The 26,881-nt window shown below is 47.1% G+C and carries 20 protein-coding genes; 12 read left to right on the top strand and 8 right to left on the bottom strand.

Translation table 11 applies throughout. The annotated features are described in order from the left end of the window. Nucleotides 1-13 precede the first annotated feature (13 nt). The 4 genes from GA0116948_RS12685 to katE all read left to right on the top strand — a co-directional run bounded on the left by GA0116948_RS12685 (nucleotide 14) and on the right by katE (nucleotide 4,402). Nucleotides 14-595: a PhnA domain-containing protein gene (locus GA0116948_RS12685; protein ID WP_089712726.1), complete on the top strand. Its 582-nt coding sequence runs from the start codon at nucleotides 14-16 to the stop codon at nucleotides 593-595. Between the two features lie 141 nt (nucleotides 596-736). After that, nucleotides 737-1,420: a DUF6348 family protein gene (locus GA0116948_RS12680; RefSeq protein WP_089712724.1), complete on the top strand. Its 684-nt coding sequence runs from the start codon at nucleotides 737-739 to the stop codon at nucleotides 1,418-1,420. A 130-nt stretch (nucleotides 1,421-1,550) separates the two neighbouring features. Next, complete coding sequence (locus GA0116948_RS12675) at nucleotides 1,551-2,150, top strand: YciE/YciF ferroxidase family protein (RefSeq protein ID WP_089712722.1); 600 nt, start codon at nucleotides 1,551-1,553, stop codon at nucleotides 2,148-2,150. A 44-nt stretch (nucleotides 2,151-2,194) separates the two neighbouring features. Next, nucleotides 2,195-4,402, top strand: coding sequence for a catalase HPII (gene katE, locus GA0116948_RS12670; RefSeq protein ID WP_089712720.1), 2,208 nt, complete (start codon nucleotides 2,195-2,197; stop codon nucleotides 4,400-4,402). A 170-nt stretch (nucleotides 4,403-4,572) separates the two neighbouring features. Here the strand turns inward: katE and GA0116948_RS12665 are convergent, their stop codons facing one another. The 7 genes from GA0116948_RS12665 to GA0116948_RS12635 all read right to left on the bottom strand — a co-directional run bounded on the left by GA0116948_RS12665 (nucleotide 4,573) and on the right by GA0116948_RS12635 (nucleotide 15,529). Next, the gene (locus tag GA0116948_RS12665; protein ID WP_089712718.1) at nucleotides 4,573-5,772 is read right to left on the bottom strand and encodes an acetate/propionate family kinase; all 1,200 of its coding nucleotides are present in this window, start codon (nucleotides 5,770-5,772) and stop codon (nucleotides 4,573-4,575) included. After that, nucleotides 5,769-7,862, bottom strand: a complete 2,094-nt coding sequence (gene pta, locus GA0116948_RS12660; protein ID WP_089712716.1) for a phosphate acetyltransferase — start codon at nucleotides 7,860-7,862, stop codon at nucleotides 5,769-5,771. Before pta ends, GA0116948_RS12665 begins: the two co-directional genes overlap by 4 nt. Before the next feature lie 196 nt (nucleotides 7,863-8,058). Then, the gene (locus GA0116948_RS12655; RefSeq protein WP_089712714.1) at nucleotides 8,059-8,574 is read right to left on the bottom strand and encodes a DUF5118 domain-containing protein; all 516 of its coding nucleotides are present in this window, start codon (nucleotides 8,572-8,574) and stop codon (nucleotides 8,059-8,061) included. A gap of 53 nt (nucleotides 8,575-8,627) precedes the next feature. After that, nucleotides 8,628-10,070 (bottom strand): RagB/SusD family nutrient uptake outer membrane protein, encoded by a 1,443-nt coding sequence (locus tag GA0116948_RS12650; RefSeq protein WP_089712712.1) that lies wholly within the window; start codon nucleotides 10,068-10,070, stop codon nucleotides 8,628-8,630. A 12-nt stretch (nucleotides 10,071-10,082) separates the two neighbouring features. After that, a complete protein-coding gene (locus tag GA0116948_RS12645; protein WP_089712710.1) occupies nucleotides 10,083-13,469 on the bottom strand; it encodes a SusC/RagA family TonB-linked outer membrane protein in 3,387 nt (1,128 codons plus the stop codon). Nucleotides 13,470-13,645: 176 nt separating this feature from the next. Next, nucleotides 13,646-14,788, bottom strand: coding sequence for a FecR family protein (locus tag GA0116948_RS12640; protein ID WP_089712708.1), 1,143 nt, complete (start codon nucleotides 14,786-14,788; stop codon nucleotides 13,646-13,648). Between the two features lie 168 nt (nucleotides 14,789-14,956). Next, entirely contained in the window at nucleotides 14,957-15,529 is a 573-nt protein-coding gene (locus tag GA0116948_RS12635) for an RNA polymerase sigma factor (protein WP_240619201.1), read from the bottom strand. Between the two features lie 647 nt (nucleotides 15,530-16,176). Between GA0116948_RS12635 and GA0116948_RS12630 the strand changes: the two genes are divergently transcribed. The 8 genes from GA0116948_RS12630 to GA0116948_RS12595 all read left to right on the top strand — a co-directional run bounded on the left by GA0116948_RS12630 (nucleotide 16,177) and on the right by GA0116948_RS12595 (nucleotide 25,305). After that, nucleotides 16,177-16,401, top strand: coding sequence for a hypothetical protein (locus GA0116948_RS12630; protein ID WP_089712706.1), 225 nt, complete (start codon nucleotides 16,177-16,179; stop codon nucleotides 16,399-16,401). 241 nt (nucleotides 16,402-16,642) lie between these two features. Continuing rightward, on the top strand, nucleotides 16,643-17,152 hold the full coding sequence (msrB, locus tag GA0116948_RS12625) for a peptide-methionine (R)-S-oxide reductase MsrB (protein WP_089712855.1): 510 nt from the start codon (nucleotides 16,643-16,645) through the stop codon (nucleotides 17,150-17,152). A gap of 152 nt (nucleotides 17,153-17,304) precedes the next feature. After that, nucleotides 17,305-18,048, top strand: a complete 744-nt coding sequence (locus tag GA0116948_RS12620) for a peptidase associated/transthyretin-like domain-containing protein (RefSeq protein ID WP_123891792.1) — start codon at nucleotides 17,305-17,307, stop codon at nucleotides 18,046-18,048. A gap of 232 nt (nucleotides 18,049-18,280) precedes the next feature. Beyond that, on the top strand, nucleotides 18,281-20,632 hold the full coding sequence (locus tag GA0116948_RS12615) for an alpha-L-rhamnosidase-related protein (RefSeq protein ID WP_089712702.1): 2,352 nt from the start codon (nucleotides 18,281-18,283) through the stop codon (nucleotides 20,630-20,632). A 317-nt stretch (nucleotides 20,633-20,949) separates the two neighbouring features. Further along, nucleotides 20,950-22,260, top strand: a complete 1,311-nt coding sequence (locus tag GA0116948_RS12610; RefSeq protein WP_089712700.1) for a TolC family protein — start codon at nucleotides 20,950-20,952, stop codon at nucleotides 22,258-22,260. Then, the gene (locus tag GA0116948_RS12605) at nucleotides 22,257-23,351 is read left to right on the top strand and encodes an efflux RND transporter periplasmic adaptor subunit (protein ID WP_089712698.1); all 1,095 of its coding nucleotides are present in this window, start codon (nucleotides 22,257-22,259) and stop codon (nucleotides 23,349-23,351) included. The genes GA0116948_RS12610 and GA0116948_RS12605 overlap by 4 nt, the downstream gene beginning before the upstream one ends. Before the next feature lie 6 nt (nucleotides 23,352-23,357). Beyond that, on the top strand, nucleotides 23,358-24,605 hold the full coding sequence (locus GA0116948_RS12600; RefSeq protein WP_089712697.1) for an ABC transporter permease: 1,248 nt from the start codon (nucleotides 23,358-23,360) through the stop codon (nucleotides 24,603-24,605). Between the two features lie 4 nt (nucleotides 24,606-24,609). Further along, entirely contained in the window at nucleotides 24,610-25,305 is a 696-nt protein-coding gene (locus GA0116948_RS12595) for an ABC transporter ATP-binding protein (RefSeq protein ID WP_089712695.1), read from the top strand. A 5-nt stretch (nucleotides 25,306-25,310) separates the two neighbouring features. On the opposite strand, the gene GA0116948_RS12590 is transcribed toward GA0116948_RS12595, so the two are convergent. Next, nucleotides 25,311-26,408 (bottom strand): sensor histidine kinase, encoded by a 1,098-nt coding sequence (locus GA0116948_RS12590; RefSeq protein WP_089712693.1) that lies wholly within the window; start codon nucleotides 26,406-26,408, stop codon nucleotides 25,311-25,313. Between the last annotated feature and the right edge of the window lie 473 nt (nucleotides 26,409-26,881).

Raw genomic sequence — 26,881 nt, 5'->3', positions numbered from 1 at the left:
TATTTGGAACGATATGAATCTTGCAGCATTGCAGAAAAGAAGTAATCATGTATGCGAACTTTGCGCCGCCACCGGGGCATTACAGGTGTATGAAGTACCTCCCACCGCCAGTAATATACCCGACCGGGAAATTTACATTTGTAACAAATGCCTGGCACAAATAGAACAGAAAGAAGAGATCGACAGCAACCACTGGCAGTGCCTCAGCACCGCTATGTGGAGCGAAGTGCCTGCTGTGCAGGTAGTTGCCTGGCGCCTGCTAAACCGCCTGCGTAATGAAAGCTGGGCAGCCGATAACCTGGACCTGATGTACCTGGATGATGCCACCCTTGCATGGGCCAAAGCAACCGGTGAACATGAAAGCGACCATACCCTGTCTTTACACAAAGACGCTAACGGCCAACTGCTGGCAAACGGCGATACCATTATTCTAACCAAATCGCTGGACGTTAAAGGATCGTCGGTAAATGCACGCCTGGGCACGGTGGTAAAAAACATTCGCCTCGACGCCAACGATACCAACTATGTGGAAGGTAAAATAGAAGGACAAAGCATTATGATCAAAACAATATACGTGCGCAAGCAAGGTGTTTAGCCTTTTATCCTACCTATCTGCCATGCTCATATAGGGGGGGGGGGTAAAGCAATGCTGTATCGCTTTACCCCTTTTTAAAACAGGCATAGCGTTAACAGGACCCGTTAATGGTTATTCTATTTATCTTTACATATTCTACTAATGGACCCGGATAAATACCTACTGCAAACACTCGCCAAAAGGCTCATGGCCCAAGGGTATGCCATAAAGCTTTCGCCGGTGAAAAATGAACTCACCGTGGCCGGAACGCTGGATATTGCCACCACCATCATACATTCTCCAGACTATCACCCCAGTCTTTTACACTTACTGGTGGTCACCAAAAATGAGACTTATTTTCCGGAAGGCATCACTGAAAACATGATCGGCACGGGTAGCTCCTTGCCTGACCAGGTAGATATGGTAGTAAACAATTACCTGCTCACTACCTTTCCCGCCATTACCGACAGTTTCCTGGATGGCCACGATCCGGAGATAGATTTTGCAGACAGTAAAAATATTTTATGGCATCCCAGGCCCGGCAGCCTTACCCTGCAAGGCAAGTGGACCGAAGAACCAGCCGGAGAGCCAATCCTGGATCTACTAAAGGAAAAGCTGCAACATACTTTACCTAATAAAAAACTGAACTGGTTGAAGGTACATGTAAATCGCTTCCAGGATCATGAGATCATTGCCGAATGCCTGCTAAACAATACCCCGTGGCCAGAAGGCCTGGAGGAAGTGCGCTGCTATGCCCGTCAATGGCCACACCCCGGCACCTTCCTGGGTCAAAAACAATTTTTCCTATTTCGCCGCTGCGACCAACACGACGAAAAGCCACTGTGATAAACAGGTGGGTGCTTTCCTTACTGCATCCTACCATGCAGATAACACTCCTTACAGAAGTCTTTTTCAGTGGCCACTAAAATCCTATTGGCACAGGATTTTCAGCATCTACTAACAAAATCTAATAATTATGGCTACTGTAAGTAAAAAAAGATCTCCATCAAAAGCAGTGCCTGCTGAGAAACCTGGCACCCCTAAATCCTTTCCTGTAAAGGATCAGCAGGCTACTCACAACCCTGAACCAGCTTTGCTTGCACTCTTTACAGATGAGCTAAAAGACATTTATTGGGCGGAAAACAAATTGGTTAAAACATTGCCCAACATGCAAAAGGCCGCAACAGCGCAGGCATTAAAATCCGCAATTGGCAAACACCTGGAACAAACGAAGGAACATGTAGCCCGGCTGGAAAAAGTATTTTCAATATTGGGCAAAAAAGCCCAGGCAAAAAAATGCGATGCCATGGAAGGGCTGGCTATGGAAGGCGAAAGTATTATTGAAGACACCGACGAAGGCACTGCTACGCGGGATGCTGGCATTATCATGGCCTCCCAGAAAGTCGAACATTATGAAATTGCTACCTACAGCGCATTGCAACAAATAGCCACCGTGTTGGGCCTTACTAACATTGCCAGCCTGCTGGCCACCACGCTGGAAGAAGAAAAGCAAACCGCTACCTCGCTTACTTCCATCGCGGAAAAGAATGTTTACGATAAGGCACTCGGAGAATAAGCAATCGTTTTCCCATTCCACTCACTCCCATCAAACACGTTACCATGGCAAAAAAACAAAGTGCCGACGGCACGCCGCACCCCGTGACTAATCCTAACAACACCGAAAATGCTAAAACAAAAGATTTACAGTCTAATACATCCGACGCTACAGATCAGCCAATGACCACCAACCATGGCGTAAAAATAAGTGACGATCAAAACTCCCTCAAAGCCGGCGATCGCGGGCCTTCATTACTGGAAGATTTTATTTTACGCGAAAAGATCACGCATTTCGATCATGAAAGAATACCGGAAAGAGTGGTACATGCTCGTGGTTCGGCAGCGCATGGTGTGTTTAAAGTATACCAATCGCAAGCCGCACTTACCAAGGCCGGCTTCCTCACTAACCCGGATATTGAAACGCCCGTATTTGTACGTTTCTCTACCGTAGCCGGCTCGCGCGGCTCTTCCGACCTGGCCCGGGATGCACGCGGCTTTGCGGTAAAGTTTTATACCCAGGAAGGAAATTTTGACCTGGTGGGCAACAACATACCAGTGTTCTTTATCCAGGACGCTATTAAATTTCCGGACCTCATACACGCTGTAAAACCGGAGCCGGATAATGAAATGCCCCAAGCCGCCAGCGCACACGATACCTTCTGGGACTTTATTTCACTCCTACCGGAAAGCGCCCATATGATCACCTGGGTAATGAGCGACCGCGCCATTCCCCGGAGCTACCGTATGATGGAAGGTTTTGGCGTACACACCTTCCGGCTGGTAAATGCAGAAGGGGTGTCACACTTTGTAAAGTTTCATTGGAAACCCTTATTAGGCGTACATTCCATAGCCTGGGACGAGGCGCAGATCATTTCTGGCAAAGACCCCGACTTTCACCGCCGGGATTTATGGAATGCAATAGAAAGCGGCAGTTATCCTGAATGGGAATTGGGCATACAAGTAGTGCCGGAAGCAGACGAGCATAAGTTTGATTTTGACCTGCTGGACCCCACCAAACTTATTCCCGAAGAACTGGTACCCGTGCAGCGTATTGGAAAAATGACGCTGAACCGTAACCCGGATAATTTTTTTGCCGAAACCGAACAAGTAGCTTTTCATATAGGCCACATTGTACCGGGTATAGACTTCACCAACGATCCGCTGCTGCAAGGCCGGTTGTTTTCGTATACCGATACGCAACTACTCCGTTTAGGCGGCCCTAATTTTCACGAAATCCCCATCAACCGCCCCATCGCTCCAGCACATAACAACCAGCGTGATGGCCATATGCGCCAGGAGATTAACCGTGGCAAAGCTAGTTACCATCCCAATTCGCTGGGAGGTGGCTGCCCCTTCCAGTCTGGCAAAATGCAGGGTGGTTTTACCTCCTACCCCGAACGCATAGACGCGCACAAGGTGCGGGAACGCAGTCCTAGTTTCTTAGATCACTTTAGCCAGGCCACCCTGTTTTACAACAGCCAAAGCGAGCCGGAAAAAAATCACATTATAGATGCTTTCAGTTTTGAACTGGGTAAGGTACAGTCAGTACCTATTCGGGAAAGAATGCTGCGCATTTTAGCAAAGGTAGACAGCGGGCTGGCCACCCATGTTGCATATGCCTTACGCCTGCACATTCCCAAGCAAAGCAATGAACCGCTGAACCAGGCCGTACCGGCAGATGCAGCCCCCGGCAGTTATGAACCGGTGGTGAAAGCCCCTTCGCAAGCTACCTCCGCGGCTTTGAGCATGGCCCACACGGTGAAAGACAACATCCGTACCCGGCAAGTAGCCATCCTGGCGGCAGATGGTGTAGACGCTACTTCGCTACTTACCATTAAAGACGCCCTCACGGCCCAGGGCGCCGTGGTGGAGGTAATAGCTCCCCGCCAAGGTTATATTATCGCAACAGACGACCAGCAGATACCCGTGGATAAAAGCCTGCTCACTACGGCATCGGTATTTTATGACGCCGTATACGTACCCGCCGGTACCAATAGTGTAGCCACGCTGGAAGCAGAGGCAGACGCCATCCATTTTCTGAATGAAGCCTTTAAACACTGTAAGGCCATTGCAGCAGATAAAGGCGCCTTGCAGGTGATAGAGGCTACTTATTTCAGCCGTAAACTACCACCAGACAATTCGGATGAAACGGTAAAAAGCCAGGGCATTGTGATCAGTGACAACCTTAAAAAGCTGGCCACGCAATTTATTGCCGCCATTGCCCAACACCGGTTCTGGGAACGCGAAAAGCCCCGGAAGATACCTGCTTAAATAACGAAAGAGGCTGTCCAATTGAACAGCCTCTTTTTGTTAGTAATTCGTTAGGAATACAAACCATCCTTAAATATTCGATGCCAATTCACCGCACCGCCCCTACCCACCACAGTAAGGGCAAATGCGCCCTGGCAGGCAGTTGAACAGGCCCCACAACCAGCCCTTGCTTATTCTTCCAGCAAAGTGCGACACTGCCGGGCTATTTCCAATTCTTCATTGGTGGGTACTACCAGCACCTTTGTTTTGGCATCGTGTGCGCTGATGTCGCGTATGCCTGGCTCGCGGGTGGCGTTGCGGGTGGCATCCAACGCTATACCCAGGAAATCCATGTCTTTACAAACCAATTCCCGCACCAGCGGATCGTTCTCCCCTACACCTGCCGTAAACACAATGGCATCCAGTCCATTCATGGCGGCGGCATAAGCGCCGATAAACTTCTTAATCCGATAGGCATACAGTGCGTAGGCAAGTTGCGCCTGCGGATCGCCAGCCTGCAACTGCTGGGTGATGTCCCGCATATCGCTGTGGCCTGTGAGTCCCGTCATGCCGCTTTGCTTATTCAGTAAGGTGCTGAGCTGCGCGGCGCTAAACTGCTTTTGCTCCATGAGGTATAACAATACAGATGCGTCGATGCTGCCGCTGCGGGTACCCATTACCAGCCCATCCAGCGGAGTAAGGCCCATGCTGGTATCTATGCTGCGCCCAGCTTGCACTGCCGCCATGCTACAGCCATTGCCCAGGTGAATGGTGATGAGCCGCGCATCTGGCTTACCCAGGAAAGACATCGCCTTGCCAGACACGTACTGATGGCTGATGCCGTGAAAGCCATATACCCGGATGCCGAAATCCTTATAAAACGATTCCGGGATGGCGTAATGAAAGGCTTTTGCCGGGAGGGTCTGGTGAAAAGCGGTATCAAAAACAGCTATCTGAATGGCTTGCGGAAATATTTTTTCCGCCACTTCAATGCCTTTGTAATGCCCGGGATTATGCAAAGGCGCCAGTGGGTACAGGTCTTTTATTTTGGCCTTCACGTCGGGGGTGATTACGGTGGTGCGGGTCAATGTTTCGCCCCCATGCACCACCCGATGTCCTACCACACCGATCTCGCCGGCGTGGTGTATTACGGCAATATCCGGCCGGGTAAGGAGCTCTCCTATTTCCAGCATACCGGCTTCGTGATCTGCCACGGGCCGGTCTATGTTAATGACTACTTCCTGGCCATCACGCAAAAATTTGTGGGTGATATGCCCATCGGCCAGCCCTATTCTTTCTACCAGCCCACTACACAGCGGGGCTTCGTTGGTGGCGGTAAACAATTGGTATTTAATAGAACTGCTACCGGAATTAATTACAAATATGTTCATGCAGGTTGACTTTGAATAGCGGTGATAATAACGGTATTAAACACATCATCTACGGTGCAGCCGCGACTCAGGTCGTTCACCGGTTTGTTAAGACCTTGCAACATAGGTCCAATGGCCAGTGCGCCGGTTTCCCGCTGCACAGCTTTGTAGGTATTATTGCCAGTGTTAAGGTCAGGGAAAATAAGTACGCTAGCCTGTCCGGCCACTTCCGATCCGGGCAGTTTTTGCCGGCCCACGGCGGGATCTACGGCGGCATCATATTGAATGGGGCCTTCCACCTTCAGGTCTGGGCGCTGTGCCCTCACCAGTTGGGTGGCCCTGCGCACCTTGTCTACATCTTCCCCTTCGCCGGAAGTACCGGAAGAATAAGAGAGCATGGCAATGCGGGGCGTAATGCCAAAGCGGGCGCCATTGTCTGCCGAGGAGATGGCAATCTCCGCCAGTTGCTCCGCAGTAGGATTAGGATTTACTGCACAATCGCCGAATACAGATACCCGGTCTGCCAAACACATAAAAAAGATGGAAGATACGGTGCTAATACCCGGTCTTGTTTTAATGAACTGCAAGGCGGGCCGTATGGTGTGCTGGGTAGTATGCACAGCGCCGGACACCATGCCATCTGCATGTCCCTTGTACACCATCATGGTGCCGAAATACGACACATCCGTCATCAGGTCGCGGGCGGTTTCCAGGGTGAGGTTTTTATTTTTGCGCAGCTCATACAGGGTGTTCACATAATCGTCGTACTGCGCGGAGGTGGCGGGATCTATAATGGGTACTGTGTTCACATCCAGGTCTATGCCCAGCCGTTTCACCGACGCGGCAATGTCGGTTACATTGCCCAGCAGCACCAGGTTCACCAGTTGCTGTGCCAGCAGGCGGGCGGCGGCTATCAGGATGCGATCGTCATTCCCTTCCGGCAGCACGATGGTTTTCTTTTCGCGCTTGGCCCACTGTGCCAACTGGTATTGGAACATGTGGGGGGTCATGGCGTCGGAGTGATAGGTGATGATCTTTTTATCGAGGGCGGCAACATCTATGAAGCGGTTAAAGGTTTCGATGGCCAGTTGTATTTTATGCGGATTATCTGGTGTAATGCGGGCTTTCACCTGGGCTACTTCGTGCGTCGTTTCAAACGTGCCGGTGCGCACGGCCATAATAGGCACTACGTTTTGCAGGCCTTCTATGAGCCGCATCACCGGCGCTTCGGGTATAGTGTCTGCGGTAAGTACAATACCGGCTACACGGGGGTAGCTGGAAGAAAGATTGGCTTGCAGGGAACTGATAATTATATCGCCCCGGTCGCCGGGAGTTACGATGAGTACATTTTCTTTGAGGTAGTGCAGGAAATTGGGCACCTGCATGGCGCCGGTCACGAAATGATCTACCTGGTTGCCCAGGTATTCCTGCCCAAATAACAAGCGGCCTTTCAGTTGAGCAAAAACATCGCCTACCGTAGGATTTTGCAGGGCCGCGTCCATGGGTACCACGGCGGCCAGCACCCCTTCCGGCAATTGTGCCGCCAGCAGTTGCCGCACGGAGGCTTCCTGTTCCGGTGCCACCTTATTGGCCACCACGGCCAATACCTGTATATCATGCTCCTGGTAAGCGCGGCAAAAGTTGAGTCCTTCCTGTATAATTTCTGCCGGGGTTTTGTTTTCGCCAGAGATCAGCAGCAAAGCGGGTGTGTTCAGGTTCTTGGCAATGAGGCGGTTGGTCTCAAACTCAAACGCGGCACCCTGGCCCACATAGTCGCTGCCTTCCACCACGATAAAATCGTATTGGGCTTCCAGGGCTTTATAGCGGGTAATGATGGCATCGATCATGGCACCCTGGCGCTGGTCTTTGAGCTGCTGCATGGTTTCCTGCCGGGTAAAAACGTATGACGCGGCGTAGGTTTGCTTCAGTTGAAAATAAGAAAGAACAGTACTGATATGCGGATCTGGCTGTTCCGGTGTATCGGAGAGTACCACGGGTTTTAAGTAACCTATCTTTTGGGTTCTACCCAGCAGCATATCTGCTAGCCCAAGGATGATCATAGATTTACCGCTGTACGGCTCTGCGGAGGCAATAAAAATGCTCTTTGTCAAAACAGTAATTTTTAAGATAAGCCCACCAAAGGGGCGGGCATCCTTTCCTGGCGAACCAACTTTGTGCCACCGAAATTAAGTTAATATCAGATGGAACGAATAGCAACTACCCTTTGTGCATAAAATACAATGGATATCCCACGCTCTTGGCGCTATTATTGCGCCGTTGCCATGGCCAGGCCATGACCAGGACGTTTTATTTATGGGTGACAGAGTCCTGATGATAAGCTTTAATATCAAATGTAAGCGCTATCGGTTGGATATTTGAATTGAGGATTGTTTTATACATTGACGAAGTGCTGTCAAGCGAAAAATCAATGTTAGAAACCTTTCTCATAAATAAACGGTCGTTCGGACCTTTTTCAAAACGTACATCTGTACTGTTGATCAAATCGCCTGCATAACCAGTCATCCGGTCTTTAGATCGCATATTCGCTCCAGCTTTAGATATTCGATTCACGATCAATATTTCTCGGCCTATAATACTGTCCGGCACCTCGAAGTAAGTTTTATCATCCAGCTGGTATACGATAAAAAGCCCAACAGAAGTTTTAGCTTTACTAGTTATAATGTTATTAAATGGCTGTGGCCCTTTTTTTTCGGCTGGGGTATTACTTTTTGTGGCAGGAAGGGAGGTGTCAGCTGTTGAAGCATAAACATGTACAAAACCGATACAAAGAAACAGCAGTATTATGATGATTTTTTTTTCCATTTGTTTTATAGAATATTAATTATTTATTACGATTATATAAATCTGCATAGTTTTTAATTATAGCCAGGTGTTTGAGTTAAATTAGGATCCGCTATGATGTCATTAGTTGGAATTGGCCAGTACTTCATATAACTATACCAAACACCTCCTTTTGCCGGGGCAACAACAGACATCACTTCATCCAGTTTTCCGGTCCGTTTTAGATCATAGAAGCGGTTTCCTTCTTCACCAAAAAATTCAACCTGGCGTTCGTGTAATATGGCTGTTAACAAGCCATCCGCAGTGGTGGCTTTTGTGGCGTCTAAACCTGCCCGCGATCTGATGGTATTAAGATCTTCCGTTGCCCCATCCATCTTGCTTAAATGTGCTCTTGCTTCGGCACGAATCAGGTATTGTTCAGCAAGGCGAAATAAAGTATAGTATTCAACGGGCGCGGTTTGCGCAGTGTTGGTCTTATACTTGTAGTAATAATAATAATCTGTGGCAGGACTCCCCCCACTTTCCGGTACACTGGATACGCCTATCCAGGTGGTAAAGCGTTTGTCGCCTGGTTCAAAAGCATTCAACAAGAAGGTATTCAGGTAAAAGTATATGCCGGCTTGTGCGGGCGTTTTTCCAATAGCAATTATATAGGTAATGGCATCATTAACAATATAGCTGCTTCCCAGAGGGGCCAGACCGAGAATAATTTCCTTACTGGTTGCCAGAAAAGTTTGGGATAGAGGTTCCAGATGATAAGCAGAATTATTAATTAATAAAGTTGATTGGATTTCGGCATTTGTCCAATCGTCATTATAAAGATAGGCCCTGGCTAAAAGTGCTGTTGCAGCTCCTTTGTTTGGAAGGGTCCGTTGGGTTGTAACCAAACCTGATGGTAAATAATAGTCATCTGTTAGCAGGGATTGTGCTTGTTGCAGATCGGCTATGATCAGTTCCATCACATCATTTATGGGCTTTCTTGATAGTGTTTTGTTCAACGAAGCATCAGATGATGTAACAATAGGAATTTCCCCATAGCTATTTGTTAATAAAAAATAGAAATAGGCCCTTAAGAAATAGGCCTGACCAAGCCATTGGTTTTTTTGTACGATGGTACTGGGCGCGTTTTTCATCCCTTCAATCACCAGATTGCATGTCCTTATCTGAGCATACCATAATATCCATAAAGTTGAGCCGCCGCTGGTTTCATCATATATGCCGGAATATAAGTTATTATATTGCATTGAAGTGGTTTGAAACGGGCGCAATTCATCTGTATACAAACCATAGTTTAAACCTAGCTGGTAAGAAGTGCTTATCATGTATAAATAGACCGGATTTAAAACCGCTGAAACAGCTTTATCATTGGCAAAAGCCTGATCTGCAGCAACCACGGTTGATGGCAGCGGTGTATCTATTAGTTTTTGGCAACCGGTACTACCACACAGCATCGATATAATTGCTATACCTGGAATTATTTTCCCGGCGTTCGGAAATTTTATCCTTAGTGAATTCATTTTATAAAAGTGTTAAATGTTAGTACTTATACCGAAAACGAAAACGCGTAATGGTGCCGTAACCGCTGACTGTGTTTCCGGATCAAGATTGCGGTACTTTGTAATGGTTAGTAAATTTTGCCCTTCCATGTATATTTTGAAATTGTTAAAACTTGTTTTTTTGAAAATAACATTACTCAGATCATAAGCAATATGAAGATTGGCCAGCCGTGCGTATGTACCGTTAACATATGCCCCGTTACTAGCAGCATAGTAATTGAACGATACCTGATTTTTTATGCTTTGTGTATACATTGGCAAGGTGGTAACATCTCCCGGGTGCTGCCATCTGCCAGTGTAATCAACTAATGGATTATTGTTCATTACACCCGGAAGCCCGGCTTGAGATTGCCAGTTTTTTGCCTTTTGATTTTTGAAGGAAATAAAGGCGTCTACATTAAACTTTTTATAGGTAAAGGAATTCTCTAGTCCGCCGTAATATTTGGGCGAAAGGTCGATGGTAAGATATTGATCATTACTAAAACCAGATGTCAACACTTTATCGCCATAATTGGGATTATGAGTAGAAGTGACACCATTTTTATCGGTAAAAAGATACCGACCGGTATTCGGATCAATGCCGGCATAATTATATACAGTAACAAAATTGGTAGTTTGCCCTATAATATAACCGGGTAACAAGGGGGCCAATGCCGCTTGCCCACCAGGAAAAGACAATAGCTTTGTACGGTCAAAACTAATATTGAATTTTGTAATCCACTTGAAGTTCTTGGTGGCAATATTTTGTGTAGTTAAATTCAATTCTATCCCTGATGAGCGTACAACAGAAGGATAATTGGCAATAATACCCTGATAGCCGCTTATACTCGGGATAAGTGCGGTAAGTAATTGATCTGATGCCATACTACGGTAAAAAGTAGGTTCAAAAACTATCCGATCCTTAACAAAACCTAGTTCAAAACCAATCTCTGATTTTTTATTGGTTTCCCAATGAAGATTGGGATTTGCCGGCAAACTGTTAGCTATTAACTGAGGTTGGCCCAGGTAGCCATTTTGTAAAAGTGTATAGGTATTCAGATATTGGTAGGGAGATATTGCATCGCCACCCGTAAGGCCATAGCTTGCCCTTATTTTGCCAAAACTGAGTACATTTAAATGATCTTGGAACCAACTTTCCTCAGTAAATAACCATGCGGCTCCAATGGAACCGAATTGGCCGAACCGGTGGGATACCCCGAATTTGGTGGAACCTTCATCACGGCCATTTATATTAACAATGTATTTGTTATCCCAATTAAAATTAATAGTAGAAAAAATACCTAGCGATTTATCCGGGTTGTCTGCATAAGTGGTACTTACGTTGGCCTGTGGTGCAAAAGAGGGATTAACCAGCAGCGCATCCGAAATAAAATTAGCACCGGTTATCGTTTGATTTGCTGCCTTTTGGGATAAAAATGTTCCCCCTGCAGTTATTTGCAAAGTGCCTTTTTTTGCCACTTTATGAGTATAGCTTAAATTGGGATCAACTGTGTAGGTAATGTTATTGGTGATATTAATCCTGCTATTGTTTGTAACACTACCTGCTAAAACCAACACAGGATTATATACGGTTGTAGGGTTAGCACTTAAAATTTTTTGGTCCATGGATGTATATCCTATCGTAACATTAATTGAGAAGTCTTTAAACGGCCGGTAAGAAAGGTTTAAAGACGAAATTAACTGCTTGGTGTTGTTAAAATAAATCTTGTTTACTGAGGCTGCAGGGTTACTTCCGGTGGACCAGTTTAAACTGCCATCAGCATTGTAAGTAGACGGAGCATCAGGAGCAAAAAGCACTCCGCTTCCTGAAGAAAAATCATAGGCAACCATGTCATTGTGATCTGCGTGATAACTAGCCCTCATGCCCAAGGAAAACTTTTTATTCAAACTCGAGGTATTAACAGCCAAATTGATAGTACCTGACATGTCTTTACCTTTGCCAAGTTGAATGCTGTGCATATCGCTAAAAACTCCGCCAAGCAGAAAGGATGAAATTTCATTACCACCACCATAGGAAATATTCGCTCGCTGGTTCCATCCATATTTACCTGATAACTCTTTTTGCCAATTGGTATATTTGGTGGTATCGTAAGAGAGAAGGTCAGGGGCATTGGCAATGGTTGGTACAATATTATCATTTTTGAATGCCTCACGCCTCATAGTAAGATATTGTGACGTATTCATCCTTTTAAGTACTTTACCGTTTGCTTGCACACCAGTATAAGTGTTTACTGTTAATGTTGGTCTACCTGGTTTTCCTTTTTTAGTGGTGATAATGATTACGCCGTATGCCCCCCGGGAACCATAAATTGCAGTAGCATCGGCATCTTTGAGTACGTTTACACTTTCTATAATTGAAGGATCTAGAAAATTAAGCGGATTTCCTCCCTGCGTTGCATTAGCAGTTGCTGTTTGTCCTGAAAAGCCAAGGTCTGTAATACCCGGAGGCATCTGGTTGGGATAAATAATACCGTCTACTACAATAAGTGGTGGAGCCTGGCTACTGGAAAATGTTGTTTTACCTCTTATATTGACGGAGAATGATCCGCCTGGTAATCCCGTGTTCTGCGTTATATTAAGGCCAACAACGCGGCCTTCAATCGCCTGTAAAACATTGGGAACAGGATTTTTTTCTATTTCCTTGCTGGTGATGGTAGTGATATTACCTGTAGATAATCTTTTGGTGGTTGTGCCGTAAGCGATGACTTGTACCTGGTCTAAATCATTGCTCCTGGCCTTCATTACAATGTCACCCAGATTAATTGCTACTAACTTGGTTACAGTGTTATGCCCGATGTATGAAATTGAAATCTCCGCTTTCGGATCAACATTCCTTAACAGGAAAGCACCATCCTGCCCGGAAATCGTTACAATACGTGATGCCACAGGTGTGTTATTTACAACAATTGTTGCGCCTAAGAGGGGAGCGCCTGTTTCATTAATGATACGTCCGTGTACATCAATAAGATTAGGTTTATTGACAGTTGCATCATTTGCCTGCAATATTTTTTTGCTGATTACAATGCCCTTATCATTAATTGTGTAGGAAAGGTTCATTCCCTTTAATACCTCTGAAAGTACTTGATCAATTGGAGCATTCTTAAATTCAGCCAATACTTTACGGTGACTATCTAGCGTTTTATCTGGATAAAATACTTCGTAACCAGTTTGTTTGGTTATTTCCTTGAAGAGCGTTTTTAATGTAACGTTTGATTGGTTAAACGTTAGACGTTGCGCAAAGGATGGAACTGCCTGGAAGAGAAGTGATATTATGCTGATGAGGGCAAATTTCATAACAGGCAAATTTATATGCCATGGCACATTTTGTATAATGCCTGTTTTGAAAGCATTAAATTTCATATTGCTGGTAATTTTGGTTGATAAGTAGTTTACTATGGACTGTGCCGATTTTAGGAATCGGTTGACTCAAAACATTGAACCGATTGGTGTTAATGCACTATACGGTTTTAAAAATCAGGTTGGCGGCTAGTGTGTTGATCGTAAATTTTTATCCATTATTTTAGATTTTAAGTAAATTATTTAGGCTGTTGTGCAGGCAATACAATAATTTTTCCTGCCTGAATATTAAAGTCTACTTCATTTGTGCGTTTTAAGCGATCTAATACCCTTGAAAAGTCGGATAGCTTAGAGATAGTTCCACTGAAGGTTATTTTTTTCAGGTCATCTGATTGGAAAACAACATCTACATTATACCACCGGCTGATACTTCGCATAATATTTTCCAATGATTCGCCAGAGAACATAAAATAACCATTCTTCCATGCAATGGCTTCTTCCATGTCGGCTTCATTTACAGCAATTTTTTCTGTTTCAATTTCTGTTATGGCTTCCTGTCCGGGCTTAAGTATGGCTGCTTGGCCTCCCTTTGTTATTTTAACGCTGCCCTGTAACAGGGTGGTTTTGGTTTTAGGCTCATCCTTGTACGCCTTGATGTTAAACTGCGTGCCTAAATCTTCTATAGTTTGCCCCTGGACGGTTACCTTAAAAGGTTGGGATGAGTTATGTTTTACCACAAAAAACGCTTCACCGGTAAGTGTAACCTTTCGCTCGCTTCCATTGAATGCAGCAGGATAGGTAATAGAAGAAGATGCGTTTATCCATACATCTGTACCATCAGCTAAAATTAAGTGGTATTGGCCGCCCCTAGGCGTAGACACTGTGTTGTATAAGTCTGCGGGCGTTGCATCTTGATCACCTGGCCTATATACTAGTGAGCCTTCACTAGTTTTATTCACAATAGTATTTCCCTGCCGGCCAATTTGGCCGTTCTTTGCATCGGTTAATATCACTTGTTCACCGTTGGCGAGGGTTAAAACAGCTTTATTGCTTCCGGGTAGTATTTCCTTATTCTTGACAATTAAGTGGTTATCAGGCTTATGGTACAGAAAGAAATAACTACTTACTATTAGCATTACCAACAAGGAAGCTGCTGCGGCAAGTGTGGGCAATAAACGGTATACGAGCTTTTTTTGCTTATCGTGTACGGGTAGCGCATTCCAGATATCAGTAAGTATATTATCTATTTCCTCGGCAGAAAGGTCAACTTTTCCGTGTGCACTGCGATGAATATACCAGCTTTCCAGTAAAGCTTTCTCTTTATCGGTGCAGTTACCTTCTATATATTTTTTCAGTAAATCTTTTGCGTTGATATTTTCCATACACTGCCCAGGATTTTATCCCGATGTATATGTATGACGAACAGAGGAGGCGTTGGGCGTAGATGAAAATAAAAAAAAACAAAAAATTATGACGAGTTAGGCGGCTTACTCCTATTTGACGGTTTTTTTTAATAAACTGTTATTTTATTAAAGCGATCTCATGCTTAACTACAGGAAGTAAATAAGATAGGTAAATACGCCTAATTTTAAGCGTAACATTTTAAGTGCATTATTGACCTGTTTTTTAACTGTCTTTTCGGACAGACCGAGTTTCTCGGCTATTTGGCGATGTGTTAAATTACCTTTTCTGCTTAATTCGAAAACCTCTCGCATTTTAGGGGGTAGCGCAGCAATCTCCCCTTCAATAATAGCCCGGAGTTCTTTTTCCCGAACCAGCTGATCCGTGATCATATCACCTTGAGAAATAAATGTCTGTAATGAAGATATGTACTCGGTTTCTACTTTTTTTCGTGCGATCAGATCAAAAATCTTGTTTCTTACTGCAGCATAAAGATAGGACGAGAGACTGACTGTTAAATTAAGCTGTTCACGTTTAGTCCACAAACGGGCGAAGATTTCCTGCACAACATCTTTAGCTTCTTCTTTTTCCCGAAGAAGGCGATAGGCATGAATAAATAATATGCCTTTAAAACGTTGATAGATTTCAGCATACGCATCCTTATCGCTATTGTTTAAAAGCATTACCAGGTCATTATCCGCCACTTTATTGTAATCAATCAATCCTTTTTATTTGAAACGAATATAGCAAAAAATAAATTTTAAAAAAGTACTGAAATAAGCGGGAGATTTTATCAAGTTAAAATAACAGTAATAGTAAAAAGTGCGAAAAACGTGTATCTGTAGGGGATTTTAAGCGATTTTCAATTAAGCTTTATAGACAGTTAAAAGGATTAAAAAGGTGAATTTTATTGGTTGGGGTATATTTGTAGTGGCAGGGGTGGTCTTAAACCTTTTGGCCAAAGCACCTAAATAGTGTGCCTTTTTTGGTGTCCAGCCGGTTCCTATTCATAATGCATAGAATTATCCGTCTTGTCGTTCTTAAGGTAATTTTTGAATAAGCCACTTGTTTGCAAACTTGCCCTTCTGCTAAAAAAGAAGTCACCTTTTTGAAGGACTTTTCTTTACACATTAGTTGTAGGTAATGAATGGCCTGGGGGTTAATGTTATGTAGGACGTATGCTATGGATCAATGCAACCATCCTACTTTAAGATAACAATTCAATAGGTAATACATCGGTTTACAATGTATTTTTGTCACCCTCTTTTCCCGTCCTGAATGTAGATTGATAGACCTGCATGCGGATGTAACCTACTCCGAATCTTACGTGAATTATTAAATTTCTATATCGCTACAAACAGGAAAGAGCTTGCTTGTACAGTTCGCTGCGCGGGCCTGGGGTGCGGGAAGCTGCGCCATTGAAGCGTTTGAGCAGGTAACGGGCCAGCAGTTTACAAACCATATCCATGTACTGGAAAATGTATCTGTAGCCTACCATCCGCAGTTTGGATTGCAATTGCAGCTCAACGATATTGAAGCCGCTTACACCCTAGGCCGTATAGAGCAGCAGCGGCATTGGCCACCATCACTATAACAGTATTGCCGATATAATGGTCCATATGCAGACTAAAACACCTACGGAGCCCAAGATAGGTAAATGCCCTGTTTTTTGCCGGGCCAGCGCAGGGTATTATCGGCAGGTACTGGGCGGCCCGGGAAGTATGGACAAGTATCCAGGAGAAATTTTTATTGCCGGCTTGTATTCTTTGTTGCAACTTTACAGACCGGCCTTTTCCCGGCATGTGTTATGCGGTAGCGCAAAAAAAATAAATAGCATGAAAGTTTTCCTAGCCATCCTCCTTTTGCTGGGCACCGGCCTAACCGCCTGTAGTCAATCGCCGGCGGCCAATACGCCCAATCCCTACTATTCCCGGACAGATACCTCCAAACTGAATGTACCGGACGCCACCTGGAAAAAAATACTCCCGGCAGACCTTTACGCGGTAGCCCGGGAAGCCAATACAGAAAGGGCCTTTACCGGCAAATACTGGAACTCGGATGAAAAGGGCACCTATTACTGCGCCGTATGCGGGAATGCCCTGTTCCGGTCTACGGCCAAGTTTTCCAGCGAATGCGGATGGCCCAGTTTCTTTGAGCCGCTCCGTAAAGACGCCACCCTTTACCTGCAAGACCATACCTACGGCATGGACCGTACAGAGGTGCGCTGCGGGCGCTGTGGCTCCCACCTGGGTCACATTTTCGACGATGGTCCCCCACCTACCTACAAACGGTATTGCATGAATTCTATCTCGCTTGATTTTGAACCGGATAGGAAAAAGAAATAGCGCCTCCCCGCTAGTGCCGTAGCGGTTTTTGAAGCGTGGCAGGAAAAAGGTTCCTGCTTTTAACCATAGAAATATTTGTTAATATTTATCGCTGGTTTGCTTATCTTTTTAACCTGTCTTAGATTGGGGCGGAAATGGACCCTGCGAATCTCTTGAAAACAACCACGCTACTTGTCACCCTGCTCTTCCTACAACTGGCCGCCGCTGCACAGCAGCAGCTAGTAAAGGGTACCGTGTACGAACGTTCTGCAAGATTTGGCATGGTGGGAGTCAGCGTAATGAGTACTTCCGGCAGAGGTACCGTTACCGATTCGCTGGGCCATTACAGTATTCGCCTGCCCGTAACAGACTCTATCAGTTTTTCTTACCAGGGCAAAGCTACGATGAAATTTCCCGTGCGCGAACTAGCCCCCAATCATCCCTTCGATATGAGCCTGCACGTGGATATTCACGTGCTGCCCACGGTGGTGGTGCAATCGCAACGCATTCACAACTACCGGCAAGACTCTATAGAGAACCGGGAGGAATATGCCAAAGTATTTAATTACCAGCGGGATTACCTTACGGCGGTAAATGGAGGGGCGGGCATTAACCTGGATCTTTTGTTTAGCCTCAAAAAAGCCAAACGCATGGAGCGCTTCCGCGAAAGGCTGGAAGCAGATGAGCGGGAAAAATATGTAGATCACCGCTTTAACAAAGACCTTATCCGGCAGATTACCGGCTTGCAACCGCCTGCTATCGATACTTTTATGGTAATATACCGCCCTAGTTTTGAAATGCTGCAAACTTTTGAGAACGATTACGACTACTATAAATATATACAGGACTGGGGTGAAACCTTTGGCCAGGAATGGCGTCGGCGCTATCATAAGTCGGCCTATACTAAATCGTACTAGCCGCGCGCTAACAGCCGGCCCTTCCCTTTTATAAACAAATGACACCGTGTTGCAAGAAACCTGCGTAGCAACCCCCATTTTTATTTATTATTTTTGCGCCGGCCATCGCTGACGGCGGGTTTCCGCAGGCGCTGTTTCTTTCCCATGGACTGCCATGGCAGCAGGAAGGGGCAGGACGCCGGCCATATACAGAACAATTATATTTGGAGTTACGCTAATGCCACGTTTATCTATGAAAAGATACCTTGCTGTATTACTTGCCTGTTATTATTTTTTATCCGCACAAACCATCTATGCCCAGCTGCCCGATGCAGCCAATCATCCCTGGAATGCCGATTGGATTGCTGCGCCCAATGATCCGGGCCATGCATATGGGGTGTATTACTTCCGTAAGAACATAAACCTGACCAGTAAACCCTCCACATTTATCATCCATGTGTCGGCAGACAACCGTTATAAACTGTATGTAAACGGTACGCTGGTATCGTTGGGTCCTGCGCGGGGCGATGCCTATGCCTGGAATTATGAAACGGTAGACCTGGCCCCTTACCTGACGGCGGGCAGTAACACCGTGGCCGCGCTGGTGTATAACGAGGCCGATGTGCGCCCCGAGGCGCAGATCAGTTTCCGCACCGGGTTTATCTTACAGGGCAATACCAGCGCAGAAGAATTGCTCAATACTAATCCCTCCTGGAAATGCATCCGCGATGCCGGGCATCAGCCGGTACCGGGTTGGTTTTTTGCCGCTAGCAAAGGAGAGTGGGTAGATATGCACCACGCTATAAAGGGTAATTGGGCCGCCCGCGATTATGACGACGGGGCCTGGCCTGCTGCCGCTAAGGTGGCGGATGGCCGGCTCAAAGGCACTGCCTGGGGCATAGAATGGGCTCTGGTACCTTCTACCCTGCCCGCCAGGGAAATAACCTACCAACGCCTGGCTGCACTTCGTATAGCCGATGGGGTGAGTGTACCGGCCACCTTCCCGGCGCAACAAACAGCTGTTACCATCCCCGCCCATACCACGGCTACTTTGTTGCTGGATCAGACGTTTGAAACGAATGCGTATGTAACGTTTAATTTCAGCGGCGGCAAAGACGCCGGCATATCTTTAGGCTATGCAGAAGCACTCTATGAGCCAGGCAGCCATGGCGAACGCAAAGGCAATCGCAATGACGTAACAGGCAAGGAGTTCATAGGCCGTACCGACAGCCTGCTGTCTGACGGAAGTCTGGGGCAAACCTTCACTACGTTGAACTTCCGCACCTACCGCTACATCCGGGTGGTGGTACATACCCAAAACGATCCGCTGGTGATAGATGACCTGTATGGCAACTTCACCGCCTACCCTTTTACCCGCAATGCCGTATTTAATACAGACAACAAAGAGATTTCCCAAATGCTGGACATTGGCTGGCGCACTGCCCGGCTGAATGCCTGGGAAACTTATACAGACTGTCCTTATTACGAACAATTGCAATACGTAGGTGATACCCGCATTCAAGCTATCATCTCTTATTACAACACCAGCGACGACCGGCTGGCGCGGAATGCTATTACCCAGATAGATCATTCCCGCCTGCCCGAAGGGCTTACCCGGAGCTGTTATCCCTCCAAAGGCACCCAACTTATTTCTACCTTCTCCTTATGGTATATCTGCATGTTGCACGACTACTGGATGTATCGCGGTGATAACAATTTCATTCAAGACAAATTGCTCGGCGAAAGAGGTGTACTGGATTTTTTTAGCAAATATCAGCAGGCCGATGGATCCCTGAAAAATACGCCCTACTGGGCATTTGTAGACTGGGCTGGCAACCTGGGCGGACAGGTAAAAGGCGCAGATGGCAGCGCCGCTATTTACGACCTGCAACTGCTGTGGGCCTACCAATGGGCGGCGGAAATGGAAAGCCACATCGGGCTGGCAGACTATGCGCGCTTGTACCACCAAAAGGCCACCCAGCTAAAAGCTACCATACAACGGAAGTACTGGGACCCTGCCAGGCAATTGTATGCTGATACCCGGGAGAAAAACGGTTATTCCCAACATGTGAATGCACTGGCCATCCTCACTGGCATGGTAGACAGTAACCACCTCGCGGCAGTAGCAAACGGTTTGCTGCATGATAATAGCCTAACCCAATGCTCGGTGTATTTTAAATATTACCTGCATCAAGCGCTGGTGAAGGCCGGCCTGGGCAATGATTACATGAAATGGCTGGACATTTACCGCGACAATATTGCCATGGGACTTACCACCTGGGCAGAGTATTCTGACCTGCATACTACCCGGTCCGACTGCCATGCCTGGGGCGCCAGTCCTAACATTGAATTTTTCAGGACCGTATTGGGCATTGACAGCGATGCGCCGGGCTTTAGTAAGATAAAAGTCACCCCTCACCTGGGTACGCTCACCAACGTAAGTGGCGAAATACCGCATCCCAACGGGAAGGTGGCCGTAGCCTACAACCTGGAAAATGGCAAATGGAAAATAAAGGTGGTGCTGCCGCAACATACCCAGGGAACGCTGGTGTGGAAATTTAAAACGTATGCGCTGAAAGCCGGGGAAAATACTTTTACGATATAACCGCCGGGACATTGCATGTGATACTAAACACCGGTTACAAATCATAAGCGACCCATGCAAAGGGGCATCTCAATACAGGAAGATGCCCCTTTGCATTTCAGGGGCTGCACCGCCAGCCAGGGCGATGCAGGCATGGATAGTGTGTAAAGCAGGGGCATTATTTTGCAGGAAATCAAAATATAAGACCCCGCTCATTCGTCTTCCTTTTTTATACCTCCATCCCTCCTGCTGAATAATTTATATCGAAAGCCGGCCAGAGAGGAATAGATTTGCAACTGTAAACGCCCATATTTACCCGTTTCAAAAACGCTTTTTACATGCGTCGTATGATTATTTTGTGGCTACTGGTCTTTAACAGTGTGGGCGCCTGCGCACAGGAGCAGCTTACGTTTACCTCACTAGACGATGTATTGGCCTACGCAGAGGCGCACAGCAGCACCTACCGCAACGCCACCCAGCAGGCCTTGCTCACCAAATACCAGACCCTGGCCGCCCAACTCTCTAAATGGAACTTAAAAGCAGACGCTAACTTTACGGCCACCGACAATACCAAACTACCCGTAAACTTCCTGCCTGCGCAGATCTTCGGCGGGCAGGAGGGCACATTCAGGGCCATTACCCTGGGGCAGCAATACGTGAGCATGGTCAGCACCTCGCCCCAGTTCGATCTGCTGAACCCTTATGCCATGGCCATGGTAAAGGTGTCCAGGGCCAATGAACAGCTTACCCGCATTAGTAACCAACTGAGTAAGAAAAGCCTTTGTGAAAGCATGGCCGCCGCTTACTACAACATACTGTCCTACGCCTGGCAAGGGGCCGCCTTGCGGCAAAGCCTGGTAAATGCAGATTCCCTCACCCAGATCATGCAGCGCAAACAGGCGGAAGGCATTGCCCGCACGCAAGACGTGAACAACGCCCTTGCCACCCAACTTTCCGTGAAAGACCACCTGCAACAACTGGAAATACAAATGGAGCAGGAAACAAACAACCTTAAACTGCTCTGCGATATACCCTCCGCCACACAGCTTACCATCACCACCGCCCAGCCGGCACCTGCCTTCGAGGCTAATTTAGCGGCCTCCAACAACCTGCTGCAACAGCAATACCTTTGGCAGCAAAAATACCGTAAGGCCGACCTGGAGGCCAATAAAAAATGGTTCCTGCCCACCCTTACCTTCATCAGCAATGTAGGCTGGAGCCAATATAGCAACAGCCGCTTCTTCGACCGCACGGCCTGGCCAGGCACGAATTACGTGGGCCTTAAACTGAGCCTGCCCCTGGCGCCGGATATTACCAAGGCCGCCACGGTGCGCTACGACCGCATATACATGCAGATCAATGATAACAACATCCAGCACTCCGCACTGCAAGACAGCATAAGCAACCGCCAGGTGGTGCTGGACTACCGGAAGGCTTTCACCAGCTATGAGTTGTCTGCCCGCATAGAATCCCTGAAAAAAGATGCTTACCAGAAGAACCTCGACATTTACCAGGAAGGCATTTTGTCGGCCACAGATCTGCTGCTGTCCTTCAACGATTGGCTGAACAGCAGCATCAATACGGTGACCCAACTGGCCGCCAGCGAATACGACCGATCCAGGATAAACATCAACAATACTTTCAAATGATACTTTCCCGCTTATTACCTGTTTGCATAAGCCTGACTGCACTTTGTGCCTGTGGCGGCAACAAAGGCATTACCCCACAGCACCGCGATATTACCGAAATGGTGTTTGCCTCCGGTGTGCTGGAAGCCTACGATCAGTATAACCTTACTGCTCAGCAAGACGGCTACCTGGTGCAACTGAAGTTCAACGAGGGCGACCTGGTAAATAAAGGACAGCCATTGGCCGTGATCGATAATCACCAGAACATACTAAACGCGCGCAGTGCGGAAGAACTGCACGGCATTGCAGCCCGCAATACCCAACCCAATGCGCCTGCTTTGTTACAGATACAGGCCAACATCCAATCGGCGGAAGCCAAACTGCAACTGGACCAGCAGCAGGCAGACCGCTACCAGCGCCTGTATCAGCACAACAGCGTGTCGCGCCTGGAATATGAGAATGCGCAGCTAGCCGCCGTAAGCTCCAAAGCCGCACTGGACGCCCTGCGGGAGCAATACAATAATCAAAAGATCAATGCACAGCAGCAGGAAGTAAGCCAGCGATTTATCAGTGGCGTAAACCAGGTGACCCAGGAACAAAACCAGATTAAGGCCGTAACATCCGGCAGGATCTATCAAAAACAAAAACAACTGGGCGACTATGTGCGCAAAGGCGATGTGATTGCCGTGATCGGCGATCCGGAGCTGATCTATGCCAAACTAAATGTTGATGAAACTAACATGGCCAAGCTGAAAGAAGGTCAGCCAGTGGTGATACGCCTCAATACTAACAAAAGCAAAACTTACCAGGCCACCATTCACCAGATACTGCCCTCCTTCGACGCTGCCAGCCAGTCGTTCCTGGTGAAAGCCTACTTTACCGACAGCCTGGATTTCCGCATAGCCGGCACCCAACTGGAGGCCAATGTGATTACCGGCGAAAAGAAAAATGCATTGGTCATCCCGCGGGCCTATCTGCAATATGGCAATACCGTGCTGCTCAAAAAAGGCAGGCAAAAGACCACCGTACAAACCGGCATTGTATCCAGCGATTGGGTAGAAATTCTGGGTGGTATTAATGAAAACACCGTTTTGATCCAGGACAACAAATAACAGATCATGGCAGGTACGCACCGGCACAATATCGATTCGGAAATATCCATCACCTACATCACCACCAGCCGAAAACTTACGGCAGTGGCGGCATTGGGCGTAACGATCGGTATTGCCATTTATATTTTCATGAACTCCATGGCGGCTGGTTTCTCGCGTAAATCAGACGCCAGCATTTTTAAGAATGTACCGCATATACGGGTGTACAAAGACGATGAGATTAGCACACCGCTAAGCCCTGCTACCCATTCGGGCAGCTTGCCCCTCATCGTAAATCCCCGTGTGATACCCGAAAGCCAAAAGATCATTAACCCCGACCAGGTACTAGCTCTGTTAAAACAACAACCAGAGGTAGTGATTGCCACCCCGCAGGTAGGGGTAGATGTATTTTACAACAGTGGCCGCACCCAGATTGCCGGCGTGGCATCCGGCGTAGAGATAGCAGAAGCAGACAAGATGTTCAGCATTAGCGAAACCATCGTGGAAGGCAGCATACAGGCCCTGAAAAACACGCCCAATGGTATGCTGGTGGGTGTAGGCGTGGCCAGTAAAATGAGTGTAAAAACCGGCGATAACATTACCATTACCTCCTCCCGCAACGTTACCAAGGTGATGAAAGTAGTGGGCATGTTCAAGACCAGTAATTCCAATACTGACAAGACCAAATCTTACATCAATATTAACAGCGCCCGCCAGCTAAAACAGGAAAGTCCCAGTTATGTGAGCGACATCGATGTGAATGTGAAAGATTATGACCATGCCCCAGCCTATTCCCAGCAGCTATCTTTCCTCACTGGATATAAGGCGGAAGACTGGAAGGCTGCCAATGAAACCCTGGTAGCCGCCGGGCGTATGCGCACCATCATGATCAATTTCATTTCCCTGAGTATATTGCTGGTGGCTGGTTTTGGCATTTATAATATTTTAAACATGACCATTAACCAAAAGATCAACGAGATCGCTATTCTCAAGGCCATGGGCTTCCAGGGGCGGGATGTGGTGCGCATTTTCGTGCAGCAGGCCATGCTGATTGGAGGGGTAGGTATTATTTTCGGGCTGCTCTGCTGTTCTACCATGATCTTCTTTCTATCCCGCGTGTATGTGGGGGGCGATATTGGCTACTTTCCCATCACCTACGAACCTGAAATGTATGCCCGTGGTATTTTATTTGGGCTGATCGTTACTTTCTTTGCCGGTTATTTTCCGGCGCGCAAGGCCGCAAATGTAGACCCCGTATCTATTTTCAGAAAATAATTATATGCAGCCAGAAATCATTTTGCAGGCAGATAAGATTGGAAAATATTTTTACGACCCCGAAAAATTCAGGGTGCTGAATGATATTTCTTTCCAGGTGAACCGGGGCGAATTTGTAACCCTGGTGGGCAAGTCGGGCAGTGGCAAATCTACCCTGCTGTACATTTTATCTACCATGGATACGGATTACGATGGCTTGCTCACCATACAAGGGGAACGGATCACGGGGCAGCAGCAACAACGCCTGGCGGCTTTGCGCAATGAAAAGATAGGGTTCGTATTCCAGTTTCACTACCTGCTGCCGGAATTCAGCTGCCTGCGCAATGTAATGATACCGGCCCTGCGGCTGGGAAAATACTCCAGGAAGGAAATAGAGGAAAGGGCGTATGCTAAGTTAAAAATGCTGGGATTGGAAGACCAGGCTTTGAAACTGTCTGCCAAGCTCTCTGGTGGCCAGCAGCAGCGGGTGGCCATTGCCCGCGCCCTTATCAACGATCCGCTGATCATTATGGGCGACGAGCCTACCGGCAATTTGGATAGCAAAAATACCGGTATCGTGTTCGACATTTTAAAAGACCTGGCGCACCACGACCAGCAAACCATTGTGGCCGTTACGCACGACAACGATTTTGCCCAAAAGAGCGACCGCACCATTGAATTGCAGGATGGGCAAGTGATCAGTACCCGGAAATTGTATTGAATAGCTTAAAGTGTATTGGGGATGGAAAAGTAAAAGCGGCTCCCCTTATCCAGCTCAGACTGCACCCATATCTGTCCATTGTGCAGTAACACAATCTTTTTTGCATAGGCCAGGCCAATGCCGGCCCCTGGGTATTCTTCTTTGGAATGCAGGCGCTGGAACATCATGAATATACTGGGAATATTATGCGCTGCTATACCAATACCATTATCCTCCACGCAAAATATCCATTTATCGGCAGCATATTCCGCAGACACCTTGATATGGGGTGGTATGCCGGGTTGAGAAAACTTGATAGCATTGCTGACCAGGTTTTGCAGTAACTGCCGTAATTCCACCCGGTAGCCACGCAGCAGGGGCAGCGTACCACTCTCCACGATAGCGCCGGCACTAGTAATGGTTTCGTAGAGATCCTGTTTCACTTCATCGAGCAGCAGATTAGTATCTACCTCACTCAAAGCTTTTTGTACGCCCAGCGTAGCATACTCCAGCATGTTGCGAATAAGTTCCCGCATGCGCGCGGCGGCTTTCATGACCCCTTCTATATACATGCGCCCTTGTTCCTCTACCATCGGCTGGTATTTGAGTTCAAACATAGAGAGGTAATGGGTGATGGTGCGCAAAGGCTGTTGCAGATCGTGGGAAGCGATGTAGGTAAGCTGTTCTATTTCGCGGTGCCGGGATTCCAGTTGCTGCAGGTAACGTTGCTGCGCTTCCTCCACATTTTTATGGGCGGTAATATCTTTGGTTACTTTGGAAAAGCCGATCACTTCCTGGTTTTCATCTTGAATAGCCGTAATAACAATGCTGCCCCAGAAGCGGGTTCCATCTTTGCGCAGCCGCCAGCCTTCGTCCCGGGCAGCACCTTTTTCCGAGGCGATTTTCAAAATTTCGGAAGGCCTGTCACTGTCCAAGTCTTCCGGCGTATAGAACACACGAAAATTCCTGCCGATGATCTCCTCGGCTTTGTAACCTTTTACTTTTTCGGCCCCTTTGTTCCAACTTTCAATATTGCCTTCTATATCCAGTAAAAGTACAGCATAGTCTTCGATCCCCTCCACCATTTTATGGGCAAGCATCCGTTTAGTGTCCATTTGTTGCATAGGTTGCACTTCTCATTTGTAGGTTTTGTGTTTTCTTACTATTGGCCCGCTTTTAACCCGGGCAGATGGATGGGTGATTTTTTCAGTCATGGCGGGTGGCGAACCACTGCATCCATGTTCCAGATAACCTGATAATAGCAAACTATCAGCCAAACAATTGTCTGCCCCAGACAATCCCACTTCACCCAGGGGCGTAATCCCTTAAAAACAGCCACCATACTGTACTTTAAACCCATGTATCCCACGGGGCCACTGGCCTGCACAGGAATTTTCGCCAATAGTAGCTGGCAGCGGCGTGGCACGCAACAGGGCGCTGCCCTGTTTGGGCATATCAGACTACAGTACGACGCACCCACCTGCCTCCCCCCTTCCCCGCAGCAACAACGCCCATCTCCCGGATACTGTGCCCTTGCCACGCCAGACTGTTCCAGTGTATGCGTGGCCGTGACCCCGTGTTACATCGCCTTCTGGCT

This window comes from Chitinophaga costaii (genome assembly GCF_900094705.1).
GTDB lineage: Bacteria > Bacteroidota > Bacteroidia > Chitinophagales > Chitinophagaceae > Chitinophaga > Chitinophaga costaii.
The sequence above is the reverse complement of the archived record's forward strand: the minus strand, read 5'-3'. Positions and strand labels throughout refer to the sequence as shown.